Origin of the sequence: uncultured Veillonella sp., from assembly GCF_963524655.1 — a bacterium.
Taxonomy (GTDB): Bacteria; Bacillota; Negativicutes; order Veillonellales; family Veillonellaceae; genus Veillonella.
In genome coordinates this window covers 1-16,568 of record NZ_CAURHA010000044.1, presented here as the reverse complement: position 1 = coordinate 16,568, position 16,568 = coordinate 1, and the positions used below count along the sequence as shown (strand labels likewise).

The 16,568-nt window shown below is 37.5% G+C and carries 19 protein-coding genes; 17 read left to right on the top strand and 2 right to left on the bottom strand.

Annotation, left to right across the window (positions count from 1 at the left end; all coding sequences use genetic code 11):
• The first annotated feature begins 187 nt into the window (after nucleotides 1-187).
• From RYM16_RS08135 to RYM16_RS08120, 4 genes are all read left to right on the top strand, one after another.
• Nucleotides 188-1,435: a hypothetical protein gene (locus tag RYM16_RS08135; RefSeq protein WP_314983279.1), complete on the top strand. Its 1,248-nt coding sequence runs from the start codon at nucleotides 188-190 to the stop codon at nucleotides 1,433-1,435.
• A 41-nt stretch (nucleotides 1,436-1,476) separates the two neighbouring features.
• Nucleotides 1,477-2,733 carry a hypothetical protein gene (locus RYM16_RS08130; RefSeq protein ID WP_314983278.1) on the top strand — a complete coding sequence of 419 codons (1,257 nt, stop codon included), beginning with the start codon at nucleotides 1,477-1,479 and terminating at the stop codon, nucleotides 2,731-2,733.
• 586 nt (nucleotides 2,734-3,319) lie between these two features.
• Nucleotides 3,320-3,907: a hypothetical protein gene (locus RYM16_RS08125; protein WP_314983277.1), complete on the top strand. Its 588-nt coding sequence runs from the start codon at nucleotides 3,320-3,322 to the stop codon at nucleotides 3,905-3,907.
• A gap of 21 nt (nucleotides 3,908-3,928) precedes the next feature.
• Nucleotides 3,929-4,465: a flavin reductase gene (locus RYM16_RS08120; RefSeq protein ID WP_314983276.1), complete on the top strand. Its 537-nt coding sequence runs from the start codon at nucleotides 3,929-3,931 to the stop codon at nucleotides 4,463-4,465.
• Between the two features lie 182 nt (nucleotides 4,466-4,647).
• On the opposite strand, the gene RYM16_RS08115 is transcribed toward RYM16_RS08120, so the two are convergent.
• Nucleotides 4,648-5,997: a hypothetical protein gene (locus RYM16_RS08115; RefSeq protein WP_314983275.1), complete on the bottom strand. Its 1,350-nt coding sequence runs from the start codon at nucleotides 5,995-5,997 to the stop codon at nucleotides 4,648-4,650.
• Between the two features lie 686 nt (nucleotides 5,998-6,683).
• Here RYM16_RS08115 and RYM16_RS08110 point away from each other — a divergent pair.
• The 8 genes from RYM16_RS08110 (at nucleotide 6,684) to RYM16_RS08075 (ending at nucleotide 12,022) form a co-directional block, all read left to right on the top strand.
• Nucleotides 6,684-7,127: a hypothetical protein gene (locus tag RYM16_RS08110; protein WP_314983274.1), complete on the top strand. Its 444-nt coding sequence runs from the start codon at nucleotides 6,684-6,686 to the stop codon at nucleotides 7,125-7,127.
• Nucleotides 7,127-7,726 (top strand): DNA-3-methyladenine glycosylase I, encoded by a 600-nt coding sequence (locus RYM16_RS08105; RefSeq protein ID WP_314983273.1) that lies wholly within the window; start codon nucleotides 7,127-7,129, stop codon nucleotides 7,724-7,726. Before RYM16_RS08110 ends, RYM16_RS08105 begins: the two co-directional genes overlap by 1 nt.
• Before the next feature lie 326 nt (nucleotides 7,727-8,052).
• On the top strand, nucleotides 8,053-8,769 hold the full coding sequence (locus RYM16_RS08100; protein WP_314983272.1) for a DUF554 domain-containing protein: 717 nt from the start codon (nucleotides 8,053-8,055) through the stop codon (nucleotides 8,767-8,769).
• Between the two features lie 437 nt (nucleotides 8,770-9,206).
• On the top strand, nucleotides 9,207-9,491 hold the full coding sequence (locus tag RYM16_RS08095; RefSeq protein WP_314983271.1) for a type II toxin-antitoxin system RelE/ParE family toxin: 285 nt from the start codon (nucleotides 9,207-9,209) through the stop codon (nucleotides 9,489-9,491).
• Nucleotides 9,492-9,507: 16 nt separating this feature from the next.
• Complete coding sequence (locus RYM16_RS08090; protein ID WP_314983270.1) at nucleotides 9,508-9,828, top strand: HigA family addiction module antitoxin; 321 nt, start codon at nucleotides 9,508-9,510, stop codon at nucleotides 9,826-9,828.
• A gap of 84 nt (nucleotides 9,829-9,912) precedes the next feature.
• Nucleotides 9,913-10,266: a Spx/MgsR family RNA polymerase-binding regulatory protein gene (locus RYM16_RS08085; RefSeq protein WP_009352301.1), complete on the top strand. Its 354-nt coding sequence runs from the start codon at nucleotides 9,913-9,915 to the stop codon at nucleotides 10,264-10,266.
• A 344-nt stretch (nucleotides 10,267-10,610) separates the two neighbouring features.
• On the top strand, nucleotides 10,611-11,384 hold the full coding sequence (locus RYM16_RS08080; RefSeq protein ID WP_314983269.1) for a hypothetical protein: 774 nt from the start codon (nucleotides 10,611-10,613) through the stop codon (nucleotides 11,382-11,384).
• Nucleotides 11,385-11,707: 323 nt separating this feature from the next.
• Nucleotides 11,708-12,022, top strand: a complete 315-nt coding sequence (locus RYM16_RS08075) for a hypothetical protein (protein WP_314983268.1) — start codon at nucleotides 11,708-11,710, stop codon at nucleotides 12,020-12,022.
• A 175-nt stretch (nucleotides 12,023-12,197) separates the two neighbouring features.
• Here RYM16_RS08075 and RYM16_RS08070 read toward each other — a convergent pair whose 3' ends face one another.
• A complete protein-coding gene (locus tag RYM16_RS08070; protein WP_314983267.1) occupies nucleotides 12,198-12,788 on the bottom strand; it encodes a nitroreductase in 591 nt (196 codons plus the stop codon).
• A 535-nt stretch (nucleotides 12,789-13,323) separates the two neighbouring features.
• On the opposite strand from RYM16_RS08070, the gene RYM16_RS08065 reads away from it, so the two are divergent.
• The 5 genes from RYM16_RS08065 (at nucleotide 13,324) to RYM16_RS08045 (ending at nucleotide 16,355) form a co-directional block, all read left to right on the top strand.
• Nucleotides 13,324-13,842: a MarR family transcriptional regulator gene (locus tag RYM16_RS08065; RefSeq protein ID WP_314983266.1), complete on the top strand. Its 519-nt coding sequence runs from the start codon at nucleotides 13,324-13,326 to the stop codon at nucleotides 13,840-13,842.
• A 215-nt stretch (nucleotides 13,843-14,057) separates the two neighbouring features.
• Complete coding sequence (locus RYM16_RS08060; protein WP_296003298.1) at nucleotides 14,058-14,456, top strand: hypothetical protein; 399 nt, start codon at nucleotides 14,058-14,060, stop codon at nucleotides 14,454-14,456.
• A gap of 89 nt (nucleotides 14,457-14,545) precedes the next feature.
• A complete protein-coding gene (locus RYM16_RS08055) occupies nucleotides 14,546-15,316 on the top strand; it encodes a carboxymuconolactone decarboxylase family protein (RefSeq protein WP_314983265.1) in 771 nt (256 codons plus the stop codon).
• Nucleotides 15,317-15,325: 9 nt separating this feature from the next.
• Nucleotides 15,326-15,958: a site-2 protease family protein gene (locus RYM16_RS08050; RefSeq protein WP_314983264.1), complete on the top strand. Its 633-nt coding sequence runs from the start codon at nucleotides 15,326-15,328 to the stop codon at nucleotides 15,956-15,958.
• Nucleotides 15,959-16,121: 163 nt separating this feature from the next.
• Complete coding sequence (locus RYM16_RS08045) at nucleotides 16,122-16,355, top strand: (2Fe-2S)-binding protein (protein ID WP_009352375.1); 234 nt, start codon at nucleotides 16,122-16,124, stop codon at nucleotides 16,353-16,355.
• Nucleotides 16,356-16,568: the final 213 nt, after the last annotated feature.

Sequence of the window (16,568 nt, the reverse complement as noted above, 5' to 3'; positions counted from 1 at the left end):
AGGGATAAAGATATATATCGTCAAATTGAGATAAACCTTATAAATATCAATTAGAAGCAAATCTTATACATACTAAATTATAAAATTATTAATAATAGGCACAGTCTTGTTTGCATAGTATACTTATGCTAATAAGGCTGTGCTTATTTATATTGTAAATATGAGAGAAAAAAGGTAAGAGGGTTTTATGTTACGTAAAAGTATAATTATGATGGCATTAGCGACTGCTTTCACCATGAATGTTAGCGCTGTTCAAATCGAAGTCCCAGCCGGTCAACCGCCTATGCCAGGTGCTGACGCGAGTATTCCGGCTAATGCGTATGAGAACTATCGGGCAGGTAATCTTAGTAATTATAAATCTAGTGATATTGTTAAGGCTAAGGCCAAATACCAAGATAAGTTAGATAAAATGGTTGCTAATGGTAAGTTGTCAAAGGATAAGTTAGATGCAGAGGCTCAACGGGGCTATAATCAAATAGATTTAGCTGCGAATGAATCAACGGTAATCTTGTTACATGATCAAGATAATAATATTCGTGCTAGTATGCCAGCAGCCATACTAGAAGGGGACTATTTGTCTCGTAGTCGTTCTAATGAGAAAGAAGATTTACAGCTTTTAACTGAGCGAAATACACTCTTTATGTTGGGGTCTAATGTAACGGATATTCTTGATATTGTTAAGACAAAAGCCGATCAGAAAGGGCAATTCCTATATCCAGAGATAACAGAGGGGACCTGGTTTGTGAATGATAAATTCTTAAATCAAAATAATCCTATGATGGGTGCTGTAGTGCGTCTTAAAGACCAGCCAAATCGACCATATATCGTTGGAATTGCTTATCGGAATCATCCTGTTACAGAAAAAATGGAACAGGTATTGAGTAACTATATCATTCCGTCCATTCACTCTCTGGATGATATGGATTCGTATAGTGAAACGATTACATGGGGAAATTTAACATATCGGATTCCAAAGGGAATGAAGTTGAAAGCTCAGCGAAATCTGGATAATACTACGACTGAAGTTAGAGAGTATGTAGGACCCTCTGCAAGATTTTCTGTGCTTAGATGGCCTGTAAAAGTGGATAATCTATATGGTAACTTTTCTTTTAAAAAGGTTATTAATGCATCTAAAGTAGGTCAACCATTATCTAATGAGGCATTAGTTCAATCTGCTTCTGTTTGGAACAATGGTGTGCCAAGTTATATGATTGATAATTATCAGAAGGGCAAGAAATCTAAAATTCATAGAGTTCTTCGAGATGATAAATATTATTATGCTATTGATTTACTCTATACTGATGGATCTGCGTCGTACTCTCATATACAATTAAGAAATACGGTAGAGTTCTCAGACTTTGGTAATGTAAAATTACTTCGTAAGAAAAGTGTTAATATTAGTAATAAAAATAAAACTAAGAAAGACAAGAAGTAAGTGTAATTTTGTGTTGTAAAACTTAGAGGAGAGAGGGTTTTATGTTACGTAAAAGTATAATCATGATGGCATTAGCGACTGCTTTTACCATGCATGTAAGCGCTGTGCAGATCGAAGTACCAAAGTGGCAACCACCAGTTCCAGGTGCAGATGCGAGCATTCCCGCCAATGCTTACGAAAATTATTCTCATATTAATGAAAAGGCAATACAAGAGGCGGAGGAATTTAGCGTTAAAGTACAGAAAAGTGTGGAGAAACCCAAGATTGCGATAGAAAAGGTTTTTAAGGAGAAAACTGGATTGGCTCAAGCTGTTAAGCTAGGGGAATTCTCAGAATCTACTGTCATCTTACTTCATGAAGGAAAGAATAATATCCGTTTATCTGTACCAAATATTAGCTTGCGTGGAGATACGGTTGAATCTAAATCGAGTGATGGCCCTTTATTTGTAGTTCGTGGTTTTACAAGCATTTTAATGGTGGGGCCACCACACGGCAAAGAATTTAGTAAATATATACATAATGAAGGTGTATATACATATCCAGGCTTAGAAAATGCATCTTGGAAAATCCTTAAAGCCAAGACACATGTAATGTATACAGAGTTTACGCCTAAGAACACGAACACTACCTATGGTATTACGTATCTTGGTGGCGGGGATGTGAATGATCCATACCAAGATAAATTTGCTGAAGTGGTAATGAGTAATTATATTATTCCATCTATTGAGCCCTTATCTGGGTTAGATAATTATAGCCATGTTAAGCATTGGGACAATTTTAGCTATCGTATTCCTAAAAAGGCTAAGCTTGTGAGGGAAGCATTGGAAGATAATAAATATGAGGTTCGTACTTATGAAGCCTCAGGAATTAAGATTCGTGTGTTACGCTTTCAAATAGAACCTAATGTTGTTGATAAAAGTTTGGCAAAAAAACAAATTTTTGTATTTTTGAATAAATATGGTGACCTTGAGGCTCCTACACAGTATGCAACAGTTTGGAATAATGGTCTTCCAGGATTCTTAATTGATCGATATAAACCTCATGGCGAGTCTTATTTGCGCCATTTTACAAAGGATTCTGAATATTATTATAGTTATCGCATTGATTATGATGAAAGTAAATCACCGTATAAGCATAAACAATTGCGTGATATGGTTGAGTATGTCAGCTTTGATAATGTTGAAAGTTTACGAAAAGTACCTCAATGGCGTATAAGTGATAGCCATAAAAAGAAGTTTGATGCGGATCCAATCTTTAACCCTTGGTATATGGAGTGGATTAGAATATTAACTCAATAAGAAATTTTGTTTTTAAGTTTTATGGTATTAGATAGGAGAGAGCCAATGAGCAAACTCAAATACATCAAAACTATATTAGTGCTTTTGCTTAAGGCTTATCTTGTCTATCTATGGATTAACTTTGTAGAGACGTTTACTCAGCTACTCTATGGTATCTATGTATTAAAAGTATATTCAGTGGAGCATTTTGGCCTGTTTTTATTCTTTCTATTTGGTAATATATGCTGTATTCTGTGGCTTGTTCTATGGTGTAAGCTATTACCGCCAGCTTTTAACAAACCCAAAATATATTATGAAATTAAAGACTGGATACGATCTAAGAAACAAGAAGCACTTATCTATAAAGTCCTGTTTGTCAGTTTAGCGCTTTTGTTAAAACTATGTCTTGTGGTGTATATCTTAATTGTCGTCTCCACTGTGTTAAGCATTCCACTGCTAAACTATTAATCTATTTCAAATGTCAAATAAACTAAAAAGCCGAGCTACTATGTAGATTTAGTAGCTCGTTTTTTAGTTGCATAGTATACTTATGCTTATAAGGTTGTGTTTATTTATGTTGTAAAAGTTTAGAAAGACGAGAGGATATATGTTACATCGATTTTTAATAACTCTAGGGATTATGCTAGTTTTTGCCATGCCTACTCAAGCAATCACGATTGAGGAGCTTACGTCTCAGCCGCAGTTTAAGCAGGTTTCTCAGTTTGTGTCGGATATTCCTAATGTAGACGAGCGTGGCGCGTCCTATATTGACGTGAATACGGTGAAGGTAATTGGCTTTGAGCCACCTGTTTATACGATTAGTGCGATGGTATATAAAGCGTATCAGTGGAATGATGAAAAGGTGATTACCGTTAAAGACATGACTTTCACCTATGATATTAGTAATTCCGCAGCTAGTAAGGCCTATCGAGCTCAACAGCAGGGAACAACAACCGTTAATACTGATGCAGATGCGACTATGAATGAAGATATGTGGTCTAATCCAGGTATTGTGCGCGATGAAGAGGAAATCAGTCATTTTGGATTTGATGGAACGCCTAGGCCTATCGATCGAGGCGCCTTTTTGCGCAGACCAGTTGTGAAAGATTCACGAAATAAAGAGTTTTACGATATCGCTGATGCGGTGTATTATGAAGTGTATAAAGAACATTTTGATGAGACTGTTGTTAAGTAAATTCTATGTTTGGAGGTCATTATGAAACCATTTGAAACGAAGGATTATAAGGCTTTTACCATGTTTGAAGAGCGTTGGGCTCTTGTTACAGCAGGCACGCTTGATGATTTCAATACATGTACAGTTAGCTGGGGCAGTATGGGCAACGTATGGGGCCCTAATGGTGGCGACATGTCTACGGTGACAGTGTACATTCATCCAGCTCGTTATACCCAAGAATTCATGGCGAAATACGATACCTTTACAGTTAGTTTCTTCCCTGAAAGCCAACGTAAGGCTCTTGGTTATTTAGGTTCTCATTCTGGCCGCGATGAAGATAAGGTAGCTAACTCTGGTTTAACACCAGTGGCAGCCGGCGATGGAGTAACCTTCAAAGAAGCAGAGTTAACATTTGTATGTAAAAAACTGTATGAACATCAATTTGATGAGACTCATTTAGCGGATAATGTAAAGGAATATTATGCGGCGAATCCGTCTATGTATACTCAAGTTGGTAAAGAACGTTGGGAACCACACTATATGTACATCGGCGAAGTAGTTGAGGCTATAGAGGGCTAGTTTGTTCACGTAACAAATGAGGATGTTCATTCAATTCTTTGGAGTACCGTGAATGCTGTATTTGAGATAAATATACACTTATAAAGAAATAGAGAGATATAAAAACAGCCAGTATTGCGATTTGCAGTACTGGCTGTTTGGTTTACACGTCTGATAATATTAGGTTGATTTTGAACGATGTTTTAATGGGTATGGATCTCCTCTGTATCGGGGAATAAAACATGCTTTTTTAGTTTAAAGCTAGGATTATTAGTAGACTCAAAAAACTCAATCATATTCCGTAATTTTTGAACTTCCTCAGCACTTAAAAAACTTGGATAAAAGATGGTATAGGTAAATCCATAGGTCCCATCATAGGATTGAAAGGTTAGGATGTGATCATCCTTATGAGGTGTATAGATGTGTGTGGATAATCCAGGAATATTATTATTCCATATAACGGTATAATTAATATAATCTGATGTTGGTTGGTAATAGTAAATATCCCAGAACGTATCTAATTTAATTTTAAAATTGTAATGACCGTTTACAACAAGATTGCGCGCATATGGGTTTTTAGGGATATTATTAGTAGAAACAAAGAATGTTATGCCCCCTTTTTTGTAGGATCTAATATCTTGGTATTCGGTGCCCTTTTCCTCACCTATGTATATGGCGTCTTTTGGTACGCGGTATTGTACACCGTTTAAGTTTTCTATGCGTGAATATTGATTTAATTCATTTAGATTTTGCACAGAAGGAAGCACATAATTAGCCAATAATTTATCTGTAGGAACCTTGTTCAGAACGGGATTGTTGTCATAATAGACAAACCCTACATGATATAAGGGATGACGCATGTTATAGCCCTTAAATTTAAAATTGATCGTGTCGATGGTAAGAGTTGTTTTTTTACCGTTTTCAAAGTGCGGCATCTTCATACTATCCCAAGTGCTGTAGGTGACAGTAGGATATGAAAATACAGTGCCCTTTATATCAGAAATGTGTTTTGCTGGATTACGTTTTGCCATGTCCTGAAAGAAATCACGAACATTCTTGTCGGTTAGTTTTTCATAAGCTATTTTTGTGTTACGCCAGTCATAGTCTTTGTAATCAGCATAGTCAATTTCTAAATTGAGACTCCCATTATTGGTTAACACTCGATAGTCCTCAATAGTTCGACTTGGACTTTTGTAACGCCCTATATTATAATCACTTTTTATGCCCGCTACAGGGAATGAAAGCCGAATTTGGTTGTAATTGTCGTGAATGGAGATGACTGTATTATGGTAATGTTGACTACGATATATAGAGGCGGCTTTAGCATACTCAATTTCTTTTTTACTAATACCGTTAGCCTTGTCGGTTGCTTTTAATGTTTCTACATAGTTTGCTAAATCCTTTTCGATATCAGGGCTCGTTGTTTGGTAATTTATGTAGGCATCCTTTGGAATTTTCGAATCTGCACCAGGAATATTAACATCGACGGCTCCTACTGGTGATAATATAGTGCTTATTATGAAAGCACCTGCTAATAGTAGTAGTTTTGTCATAGTAGTATCTCCCGTTTATACTCTCATATCTATTGATACTGTCATAATCCATTGGTTATGTTATTAAGTATAATTATATAACTAAATGATTATATTTTTAAGTCGTATGGAGAATTGTTCTATGGATATCTACGTTATAATAGTGACAATATTGTAGGTATATTTTTTGAACACAATGGCAGCAAGGTAACTAAAATTATTATTAGTGATAACTAAACAGCTTAAAAGAAAATATAGTTAAAACTATTTTGGCATACAAAAAAGGCAGCCCCTAGTGGCTGCCCTTTTTGCCGTTGTTTAACGTAGAAAGTGAGACGGTATTTACTACCTGTATTTATAATAACATAGGGTATGGGCGTAAAATGCCACATAGTATTGATAGAAATTCTTAAATTAAGAATTTAGTTTTTATGTGATGTTTAATGCTATATTTTACGATATTTTTTTCTAAGAGATTTATCAAAATTGGTCATAAATTTGATGAGAAATAAGTATATATGAGGTGATGGTAAGGAATGGCTTATATAGTGGGTTTTTGTATTGATAACTACTATAAATTGTATATTTTAGCAAAATTTTGTTAATTTTACCCCCACAAAAAGGCCAAAATCTGATATAATATTAGTATAAAAACAACTACGCAAATGCGTAGTTTTTATTATTTTATGTTTGGCGTAGGTAGTCCCATGAGTGTAGTGAAGCCCTTATTATGGCTATTAGAACCGTATATCGTATACAAAGCCTATTTGTGGGGCGCTCGTTTTGTAGCACATCCTCTCACGTGGGAAGGCGAAGTTGATTGGTTTGCTTTGATGTTAACCGTCTTGCTTATCCTTGATGCGGTGGCTTTGCCGCTCGTGATTTTTTATTGCCCTGGCTTAAATCCTAGAGTGCGTGTGCCCGATTGGATTCATCGTTTAGGCACGCCCATTTACATCGTCCATAATTGGCTCGACGGCAAGGTGGGTGACGGCACGTCTACACCGATTGTATGGCTCCGCAAAACCTTGCATTCTCTATTGTTATTCATCTATTATCTCGTGCCATTTTACGTAGGCGGACATCTCCTGATGGGCCTCGTGGTGGCGCTCATGTATGACGTCCTCGTATGGGCGCATGGTGGTGTGTAATGGCAACTTGCGACTGGCCGACGACGCCTTTGTATCAGGCGTACCATGATCATGAGTGGGGCCGACCAATTCATGATGATAGGCTTCAATTTGAACATCTTTGTCTTGAAAGCCTCCAATGTGGCCTTAGCTGGCTTACTATTTTAAATAAACGCGACATTATTCGAGGCTGCTTTGATAATTTTGATATTGAGGCAGTCTCTTCTTATGGTGAAAGCGACATCAACCGGATTATGCAAACCGAGGGTATGCTCAAGTCCCGTCCAAAAATCGAAGCGATTATTAATAACGCTTCTGCTTTTAAACGTATTCAATCTGAATTTGGTTCGTTTTGCAATTATATTTGGGCTTTCACAAATAACAAGACCATTATCTATGACAAACATCCAGATGGGCAGGTGCCCGCTAAGAACGGTCTCTCTACGCGGATTAGCAAAGACCTAAAGAAAAGGGGCTTCAAGTTTGTCGGTCCTGTTACGATCTATTCGCACCTCCAAGCTAGCGGCCTTATCAACGATCACGGTAAAGACTGTCCTTGTTTTGATGAGATAAATCAAAGTGCAGATACAGTGCGACTACCTGTGGACGATGAAGGCTGATAACATAGTAAATTTTATAAGTCAAATGACTAAATATTTTGTCGCCCTTAATAGATTGTAGACTTTAACCGTTTATCTCTCCAAAGCGGAACTCTCATAATCTTCTCTCTCAAACGCTATAAACCTGCATGAAGCCTCTATCCTTAAGTGGATGGAGGCTTTTTGCCGTTTAATTTAGTTTTACACTATATAAATTGATTTATTTCGATATAGTTGCTATACTAAACATGATTTAATACCATTGCTATTCTAAATTTGATTTAACATGGTTACTATACTAAATTTGATTTAACACAGTTACTTTCACAATTAAAGAAGGGAAATATATGATTGGTTTGGGAACGGCCATTAACATTGGCCTCATTATAGCCGGCAGCCTTTGCGGTCTCGCATTCGGTCGGTTTATGAAAGAAAATTTAAAACAGACGCTTATGATGGTGAGCGGTATCATCGTGCTGCTCCTCGGTATGAGCGGCGCAATGCAGTATATGCTCGTTATCGTGAACGGCACGCTGCAAACGACGGGGCCTATGCTGATGATTATTAGCATGGTGGCCGGCGCCATTATTGGGGAGGTCATCGACCTCAATCGTTGGATTACTGTCTTTGGTGACTGGGTGAAAGCTCGCACAGGTAACGCTGGTGATCCAAAGTTTACCCATGCTTTCATTACCGCATCACTTACCTTTACTGTAGGTGCTATGGGCGTACTGGGATCTATTCAAGACGGTCTTACTGGTAATTATCAGACGCTATTACTGAAAGGCATCCTCGACGGTATCATCGTTATGGTTATGGTATCCTCCATGGGCAGAGGGGCGCTGTTCTCCTTTATTCCTGTAGGTATTACCCAATGGATTATCACTGCTATGGCACACATTGCAGCACCGTTGATGACACCAAGCGCTATCGACAACCTCTCCTACGTAGGGTCCATTTTGATCTTCTGCGTCGGTATCGACCTCATCTGGCCTGGTAAAATACGTATTGCCAACCTCTTGCCAGCCATCTTCGTGGCTATGGGCTTAACATTCTTGCTGTAAATAGTATTACAAATAGTGTTATAAATAGTATTATAAATAGTATTACAAATAGCACTATCAATAGAAAGATTAAGACTTATTGATTTATAAGAGTTCAATACTCTCAAAATTATAAGAGACCTATATTCTCTACACCTTTAATATGTACCTTGTACATGAGATGGTAGAGGATATAGGTCTTTTTATGTTCTAAAAATATTTTGTCATAAAATAACTGATGATATTCCTCAACTCAATTAAGTTGATAGAAGTAGATCCTTACATTCCGAAATAGGTGACCAATAGAGTCACTACAAAAGTAGGATTCTTTTAGTATTATCTAGAAATCTTTCACCGAAATCACTAGCAGAATAATTTTAATTTCCAATATGCCTGTTATTCAGGTATATATTATTGATTTATACCTGTTTAACAGGTATAATCGAAGGAGAGATCCTATGATTATCGGATTTAAGGATAAGGAAACAGAAAAAGTTTATTACCAAAGCTTTTCTAAACGATTTTCTCCGTTTATACAACGTTTAGTACTTCGTAAATTGATGCTACTTGATGATGCTGAATCATTACAAGATTTACGTTGGCCACCGGGGAACCGATTGGAATTGCTCCAAGGCGATCGATTTGGTCAGTATAGTTTGCGGATTAATAGCCAGTACAGACTATGTTTTAAAGTAAAAGATATTAATAGCTTTTATGATGTAGAAATTGTTGATTATCATTGATAGAGAGGGGATTTTTGTGGAAAAGTTTATTCCTACACCTACCATTAGTGAAATATTGAAGGAAGAGTTTATGGAGCCTTTAGGGTTATCTGCGTATAGATTAGCTAAGGATATACATGTGCCTGTCTCACGAATACAAGAAATCCTAAATGGCAGACGGTCTATTTCTGCAGATACATCTTTGCGTCTAGCAAAATACTTCGGTGTTTCAGAAGGTTATTTTTTACGTTTGCAGATGGATGTTGATATACGTACAGCAAAACTTAGTACAGGTATGGATGAAGCACTAGCATCTATTAAGCATTGTGAAGCATTAGAGTCTGTGGACTGCCAATAAGATATTGATAATTTTCGATATATTTGGTACACTTATCATATAAGTAAGTTGTTATAATATTGAATATTGATATAAGGAGAACCTATGCTATTCGTTGAATACCCTAAATGCACAACATGCAAAAAAGCAAAGAAATTCTTAGATGATCATAAAGTTAAGTACACGGCTCGTGATATCAAAGCCGAAAATCCTACAGCTGAGGAAATCGCTGCTTGGTACCCACAATCTGGCAAGGATTTGAAAGCATTCTTTAATACGTCTGGTATGATTTACCGTGAACAACAATTAAAGGATAAATTGCCAAATCTTAGCGAAGAAGAAAAAGTAGCTTTATTAGCATCTAATGGCATGTTAGTAAAACGTCCTATCTTGGTTCTAAAAGACAAAGTTCTCGTTGGCTTTAAAGAAGCAGAATGGATTGAGGCGTTGAAGCTCTAATTTCATATTAGTTAACCGAAAGAACAGGTCCCTAAAAGCCTCCAAAGCGAGCTAAGTCGTTTTTAGGGACCTGTTCTTTCTACGTCTAATAAAGAAATAAGAGCTTTCAACTAAAGCTCTTAAGGGTAGGTCATTTTTAGAGATAGAGTCTTTTCTGTTTATATGAAATTAGTATCTTCAACTGAGACCTATTAAGGATAAGTCATTTATTCCTCATCGAAAAATTTGATTTGTATATTTCTTGTATCTTATGTATAATAGTTACACCATAGATATACCCCTATGGGTACAGTTTTTTATTTCCGGATTTAGTAAGGCCGGTTCTAGTTTATAGAGAGGTCTATATGAAGTTTTTACAATCACTAGCCGCGCAAGTATCGTTGCGCACGCAAGGTGCCATTTTGGCGCTTGGCATTTTATTTATACTATTAGATTTAATCACGGAGCCGATGCATCCAGTCATCGATTTGGCTTGGGTCACGGTTATCGTCTGTGGGTTGCCATTGCTCATTAACAGCGTTAACAGTATTTGGGATAATTTAGAGATTCATGCTAATTTCCTCGTTGTTATTGCTATGGTAGCGCTCATCGCCATTGGTGATTATCATACAGCGGCGTATGTAGGAATCATCGTCCATGCTGGTTTCTTTTTGGAACAGCTCATTACGGGTGAGGCACATTACACACTAGATAATGATATGTTACCAGCCATGCCGGCTCAGCTCGTAGCATTGCGTCAGGGCATCAACAATTATTCATCCGTTATCGTTGTAGCTGTAATGTTGCTGTCCATGGGCTCTTTTGCATTGACTCAAGATTTCGTGCACACTGTTACATTGTTACTTGTACTTTGTCCATGTTCCCTTGAGCTCATTCTAGTGGCCCTAATGATGGGTTCCCTCGTTGATGATAATTCTCCTGTATCGGAGCTTTCAAAAGGGGCGAAGCAGTCTCATTTAGGCTTGCTCATCGTATCCATTCTATTCCACGTTGCTATCATTGGTACTGGCGTATTGGGACTTATTGATCCTGTGACAGCCGTTGCATTGCACGGTTTGGCACGACTTGGTCTCGTGTATAATTTGAAAGTATTAGACGGCTCATTGTGTGTGGCTTAAATTAAAGTAAGTTATATACATTAAAATGCATGGCATAACTTAAAATCCCCTAGTAATTAGATTACTAGGGGATTTTTGTATTCCTACAACGGTTTGTTGTAGTTTTTTATTATTGGTGTCCTTTATCTCCAAGAGTGAGAAGAAGGAATACGATGGAGAGGATACATGCCCCAACGAGAGCAACGAAGCCGCCATCCCAACCGTAAAGGTCAATCATAAAATGAAAGAATGTTTACCTTACGGTGTTATATACATGAACGCATGTATGTAGACCACAACAAATGTGTACATATCATTATATATAAGCTTTCACAGGAGGTAATATGGAACGGTGGAGTAAAGCAGCAGAGTGGTTCAATTTAAATAGAGAAAAGATCACATTAGTAGCCGGCGGTATCGGCGTAGTATTTAGTTTATTAGGTGTTCGCTTAGGATTGCCATTTGACTGGGCATGGTTCACCATCCTATTATGTGGGTTACCTATCGTATGGGGCGCCCTCGTTCATAACGGTGGTAGCCTTCTCGTAGTAGCAAACTCTGCACTACTTTTACGTTGGGCTTACAAATCTAACCACGTAGTAGAAGATGACAATTCTGTCCTTGTAAAAGCAGCTCGCAAACGGGTATTTGAAGGGTAATACTATATTCTAAATACAATAGCGCTATCAATTCCGATAAAAACTCTGTATGAGAAGTGGAATTGATAGCGCTTTTATTTTCTATTTGTCAGCAAATTTATTTAACAATAAAGCTATTTGTTCTTCAATTTCTTTATTGTAGAATGCAATTGTTGATAGAAAAATCGTTATTTTTTTAGTCTACATATGTTACTTTGTAGCCTTTTGGCTCGATTTCGCGGCGATTAAGGCCGTTTGGCATGTCTGGATAGCCAATAGCAAGGCTAGCGTAGACTTTTTCGTCTTCGCCGAGGCCGAGTTCACGCATTTTAGCTTGAATACGCTCGTTATCTTGGAGGTGACGGATTTGGTTAACCCAGCAGCTACCAAGGTCGAGTTCGTTGCACGCAAGCATCATGTTTTGCATCGCGCAAGACACGTCAGCAAAGTTGTTGGCATAACTTGGTTTGCTAGCCAATACGATGAGTACAGGTGCCCCATAGTTAAATACAAACTTGCCTTCAGCGGACATTTTAATGATATTCACCATGTAGGGTAATGTATTTTCTGTAATCGGCATTTTCCCGTATTCTTCCTGCACGAGGGTTACCAACTCGTTGAGCACATCTTGGTTTGTAATGACCATGAAATGTGTTAATTGTGTATTGCCACCAGATGGAGCACGGCGACCAGCGTCGAGCACTTCATCGATGAGCTCACGAGATAATTGATCAGCTTTAAATTTACGCGTACTATGACGAGTTTTAATACATTCTAAGGTATTCATGTGGGCCTCCTATGACAAATAAAATTTGATATAGAGTTTCTTTTATTATACTACATGAAGTAGTTTAGGTGATACGTAGGATAAGGTAATAGAACCTAAGAGGGATAAGAGAAATATTTGTTGTTTATAATTAATGTATTGACTAATTATAAGTGAGATATTGACAAAATTAGATATAAATTTTATAATATTAATTGTATAAAATTATATTTTTAACATTTTAGTTAAATGTATAGTAATATCAGTACAAAATTAGATCATTATATCTGTCTTAAAACGTTTTAGAAAGTGGGTAATGGTATGTGATCATAATTCAGATATCAAAAAAATTTATTAATAGGTTCACAGTTTTATGGTAAGAATTTTGCCCATAAATTCTATAGAAGTTGGCAATTATTAACGAATAACAAAAAAAATATTAATTAATTGACAAATTTACAAATATCTGTACAAAGTAGGGATTTAACGTTGACTGCTTACTGGAAAATTGTGTACAATTAATTAGTAGATAATTGTGTGCATATGGAGGTAGAATATGGCAGAAATCGGCGTACTCGCAGGTTACGAACATAAAGAAGATGTTCCTGATTCCGAATATTTAAGATTAGAAAATCAATTAAGCTTCCCACTTTATGTAGTGGCGAAGGAGATTGTTAATGCATATCGCAGTCACTTAGATCCTTTAAATTTGACATATACTCAATACATCGTAATGATGGCATTGTGGCAATATGGTGATTTGTCCGTAAAAGAGTTGGGTCAAGTATTGCGTCTTGATTCTGGTACGTTAACACCACTTTTAAAGAAGTTGGAAGCAAAATCATTCTTAAAGCGCAAACGTAGCCGTCAAGATGAACGGGTAGTTATGGTAACCCTTACGGATACTGGTAAAGCATTACGTGAGGAAGCTGTTCACGTACCGCGTCGCTTGTCTGAAGCAGCAGGTCCCATTTTCGACGTAGAAGAAACGCGTCAAATGCGTGAGTTGCTTAATAAATTATTACAAGCAATCGACAACGCAAATACTAAAACTACAGAATCTTTCAAAGGTTAATGAGTATAGTTATGGTGAATCTTGCTTTCACCATGAACCGTAATTATACGGTATATATAGAATCTAATTGAAGCCTCATATGCATAAATTCTGTAATCTAAGGTATCCTATATTTTATTAAAAATGTGATATACTATACATATAGCGTATTGTACATAGGTCATGGAGAGAATGACCCGATTGTGATTTGCCTTCGAGGCATAAAGGAGAGCATTATGAATAAAAATTTATTAGGTGCATTTGTATTAGCAGGTACATTATTAGTGGGTGGCGTTGCAAATGCAGCAAACTGGAATGGTTTGGCTAACTACCCAGAGGTTCCAAACAGTGCAAATGGTACAGAAACGTATTTCTTCGATAAAGCATCTGAGTTCAAAGGTATCGATAGCAGCCGTAACTATGTATTTGGTATTAATGTAATTAACATGCATAATAACCAATACGGCGAAGCTACATTATTCAAATATCTTGTACACCCAAGCTTGCATACTGTATATCGTTTCTCCCCAGATGGTCAAGTATATCAAATCCAACCTGGTAGCAACGAATTCAATATGTTCATGGCTGCTTGGAAAGAAGTATACGGTACTGACTTCTCTTTCCCAGCATTATAATTTGATGGCTCGTGCCGTAATAATTACATAACTATTGCTGGTGAAAGCTCGTTTGGGCTTTCACCAGTGTTGTTTATGGAGGTTTTTCTATGTCCAAATCTGAATTTGCTCAAGCCTATACGGAGCGCATGTTCCCTGATATTGCAGCTCCAGCAGGTTATATTGATCCTGAGTTTGAAGTTTTGTTTGATAATTTCGCATTTGATGAAGTCATCACTGAAGAAGGCCGCAATGTGCCTGCAAAGGATCGCTTCTTGGCTATCCTTGCTACCTTAGTTGGTGCCTCTGCCGTTGATGAATACGCATTGATGCTACCAGCAGCGCTCAACTTTGGGTTGATTCCTGACGAAGTGGTGGAGCTCATTTATCAGGCGGTACCATATCTTGGTATTGGTCGTGTGCGTCCATTCTTTAAGGTGACGAACAAGATTTTTGACTATCGTGGAGAAACCATTACTGATCCATCTCGAAGCACGATCACTGGTGAGTCTCGTCTTGAAAAAGGTGTAGAAAAACAAGTGGAAATCTTTGGTGAAGCTGTGCGCAATTCCTATCAAGAAGGTCCTGAGGATACACGTCACATCAAGAAGTGGCTGGCCAATATGTTTGGTGATTACTATACTCGCAAAGGCCTTAGCGTAGCTCATCGCGAAATGATTACCTTCTGCTTCTTGGCCGCTCAAGGTGGCTGTGAACCTCAGCTGAAGGCTCACGTAGAAGGCAACTTGAACGTAGGGAACAGCAAACAATATTTGATTAATATCGCATCCCAATGCGTACCGTACATCGGCTATCCGCGTACCTTGAATGCCATTCGTTGCATTCAAGACGGCTACACCGCATGGGAAGCTAAACAATAAAGGAGTTTTATGTTATTTTCTGGTATTAGTTTAACGATGATTTTAGCGTCTATTCCAGCGCTTATCATTGCAGCTGCAGGGCATGAATTTGCTCATGCCAAGGTAGCAGATATGCTCGGCGACTCTACGCCGCGCTCCATGGGCCGCTTGACTTTAAATCCCGTGGCACACCTTGATTTAATCGGCTCTATAGCCTTCCTTATCGGTGGGTTTGGATGGGCTAAGCCTGTAATGGTTGATACGTCTAACTTCCGCGATCCTCGCACAGATTATATCTTAGTATCTATTGCGGGACCGGCGTCTAATGTGTTGATGGCCTTTTTAGGCTACTTAGCACTTCGTTTTCTTGGAAGCTACGGCTTGTTGACAAATGACTCATTAGAGTTAGTTCTGACACTGATTGTTGTATATAATATTAACTTTGCCATTCTCAATATGATGCCCATACCACCACTTGATGGTAGTCGCATTATTACAAGCTTGTTGCCTAGAGACTTGCAATTTACATTGGAACGGTTAAGCTTTGTCAGCTTGATTGTACTTATCTTAGTGCTTAATACACCAATTGCAAGTAAGATCTTCATTCCATTACAACAAACTATTTTGCAATTCTTTGAACGCATTGTGAGCATTATTTTATAGGGTTTTAGCTTAATTTCAAATTTTATTTTAGATTCTTCACCATATTAAAAAGTATCGATATAATTTGCTAAGTATGATATACTAAGTACAGAAATCGTAAATTTTCGATATATTAAATCGATACAGTATATAGATATTCAAGTGAATAGATGAGGAATTACATATGAATTTTGAAGATAATCAAGTGCCAGAGGCTATTCTGGACAAGCTTACAAAGGTGTGTACATGCCGTAGCATTACGCGCAAAACGATTAAAGAAGCCATTTTAGATGGTGCTCATACATTTCCGGAAGTAAAAGAAGCAACTCGTGCTGGTACGGGTGCTTGCGGTGGTAAAGGCTGTGGGCCTCGCATCGTAAAGCTTTTAGCTGAAATGAAAGAGCAAGGCAAAATTTAAAAACAAAATTTGAATAACATATTTACATGTGAAGTTCAAGGTACAAACTACAAACTACAAACTACAAACTGTAAGATACAAATTGTAAAACACAAATTGTAAAACACATAGCTTGTAATGAAGCTATAAAGACTATTACTCCAAACCAATACGGTATATATTGGCTCTCTGTCAAATGTTGGGGTATTCACCCTACGAGTCTTCTTTGGCACC

Bases quoted from the DNA above. Each gene is read 5' to 3' on its own strand.
- RYM16_RS08050 (WP_314983264.1), top strand. From the start codon at position 15,326: ATGTTATTTTCTGGTATTAGTTTAACGATGATTTTAGCGTCTATTCCA.
- RYM16_RS08105 (WP_314983273.1), top strand. From the start codon at position 7,127: ATGGCAACTTGCGACTGGCCGACGACGCCTTTGTATCAGGCGTACCAT.
- RYM16_RS08045 (WP_009352375.1), top strand. From the start codon at position 16,122: ATGAATTTTGAAGATAATCAAGTGCCAGAGGCTATTCTGGACAAGCTT.
- RYM16_RS08060 (WP_296003298.1), top strand. From the start codon at position 14,058: ATGAATAAAAATTTATTAGGTGCATTTGTATTAGCAGGTACATTATTA.
- RYM16_RS08085 (WP_009352301.1), top strand. From the start codon at position 9,913: ATGCTATTCGTTGAATACCCTAAATGCACAACATGCAAAAAAGCAAAG.
- RYM16_RS08070 (WP_314983267.1), bottom strand. From the start codon at position 12,788: ATGAATACCTTAGAATGTATTAAAACTCGTCATAGTACGCGTAAATTT.
- RYM16_RS08120 (WP_314983276.1), top strand. From the start codon at position 3,929: ATGAAACCATTTGAAACGAAGGATTATAAGGCTTTTACCATGTTTGAA.
- RYM16_RS08125 (WP_314983277.1), top strand. From the start codon at position 3,320: ATGTTACATCGATTTTTAATAACTCTAGGGATTATGCTAGTTTTTGCC.
- RYM16_RS08055 (WP_314983265.1), top strand. From the start codon at position 14,546: ATGTCCAAATCTGAATTTGCTCAAGCCTATACGGAGCGCATGTTCCCT.
- RYM16_RS08075 (WP_314983268.1), top strand. From the start codon at position 11,708: ATGGAACGGTGGAGTAAAGCAGCAGAGTGGTTCAATTTAAATAGAGAA.
- RYM16_RS08130 (WP_314983278.1), top strand. From the start codon at position 1,477: ATGTTACGTAAAAGTATAATCATGATGGCATTAGCGACTGCTTTTACC.
- RYM16_RS08115 (WP_314983275.1), bottom strand. From the start codon at position 5,997: ATGACAAAACTACTACTATTAGCAGGTGCTTTCATAATAAGCACTATA.
- RYM16_RS08095 (WP_314983271.1), top strand. From the start codon at position 9,207: ATGATTATCGGATTTAAGGATAAGGAAACAGAAAAAGTTTATTACCAA.
- RYM16_RS08110 (WP_314983274.1), top strand. From the start codon at position 6,684: ATGAGTGTAGTGAAGCCCTTATTATGGCTATTAGAACCGTATATCGTA.
- RYM16_RS08065 (WP_314983266.1), top strand. From the start codon at position 13,324: ATGGCAGAAATCGGCGTACTCGCAGGTTACGAACATAAAGAAGATGTT.
- RYM16_RS08100 (WP_314983272.1), top strand. From the start codon at position 8,053: ATGATTGGTTTGGGAACGGCCATTAACATTGGCCTCATTATAGCCGGC.
- RYM16_RS08080 (WP_314983269.1), top strand. From the start codon at position 10,611: ATGAAGTTTTTACAATCACTAGCCGCGCAAGTATCGTTGCGCACGCAA.
- RYM16_RS08135 (WP_314983279.1), top strand. From the start codon at position 188: ATGTTACGTAAAAGTATAATTATGATGGCATTAGCGACTGCTTTCACC.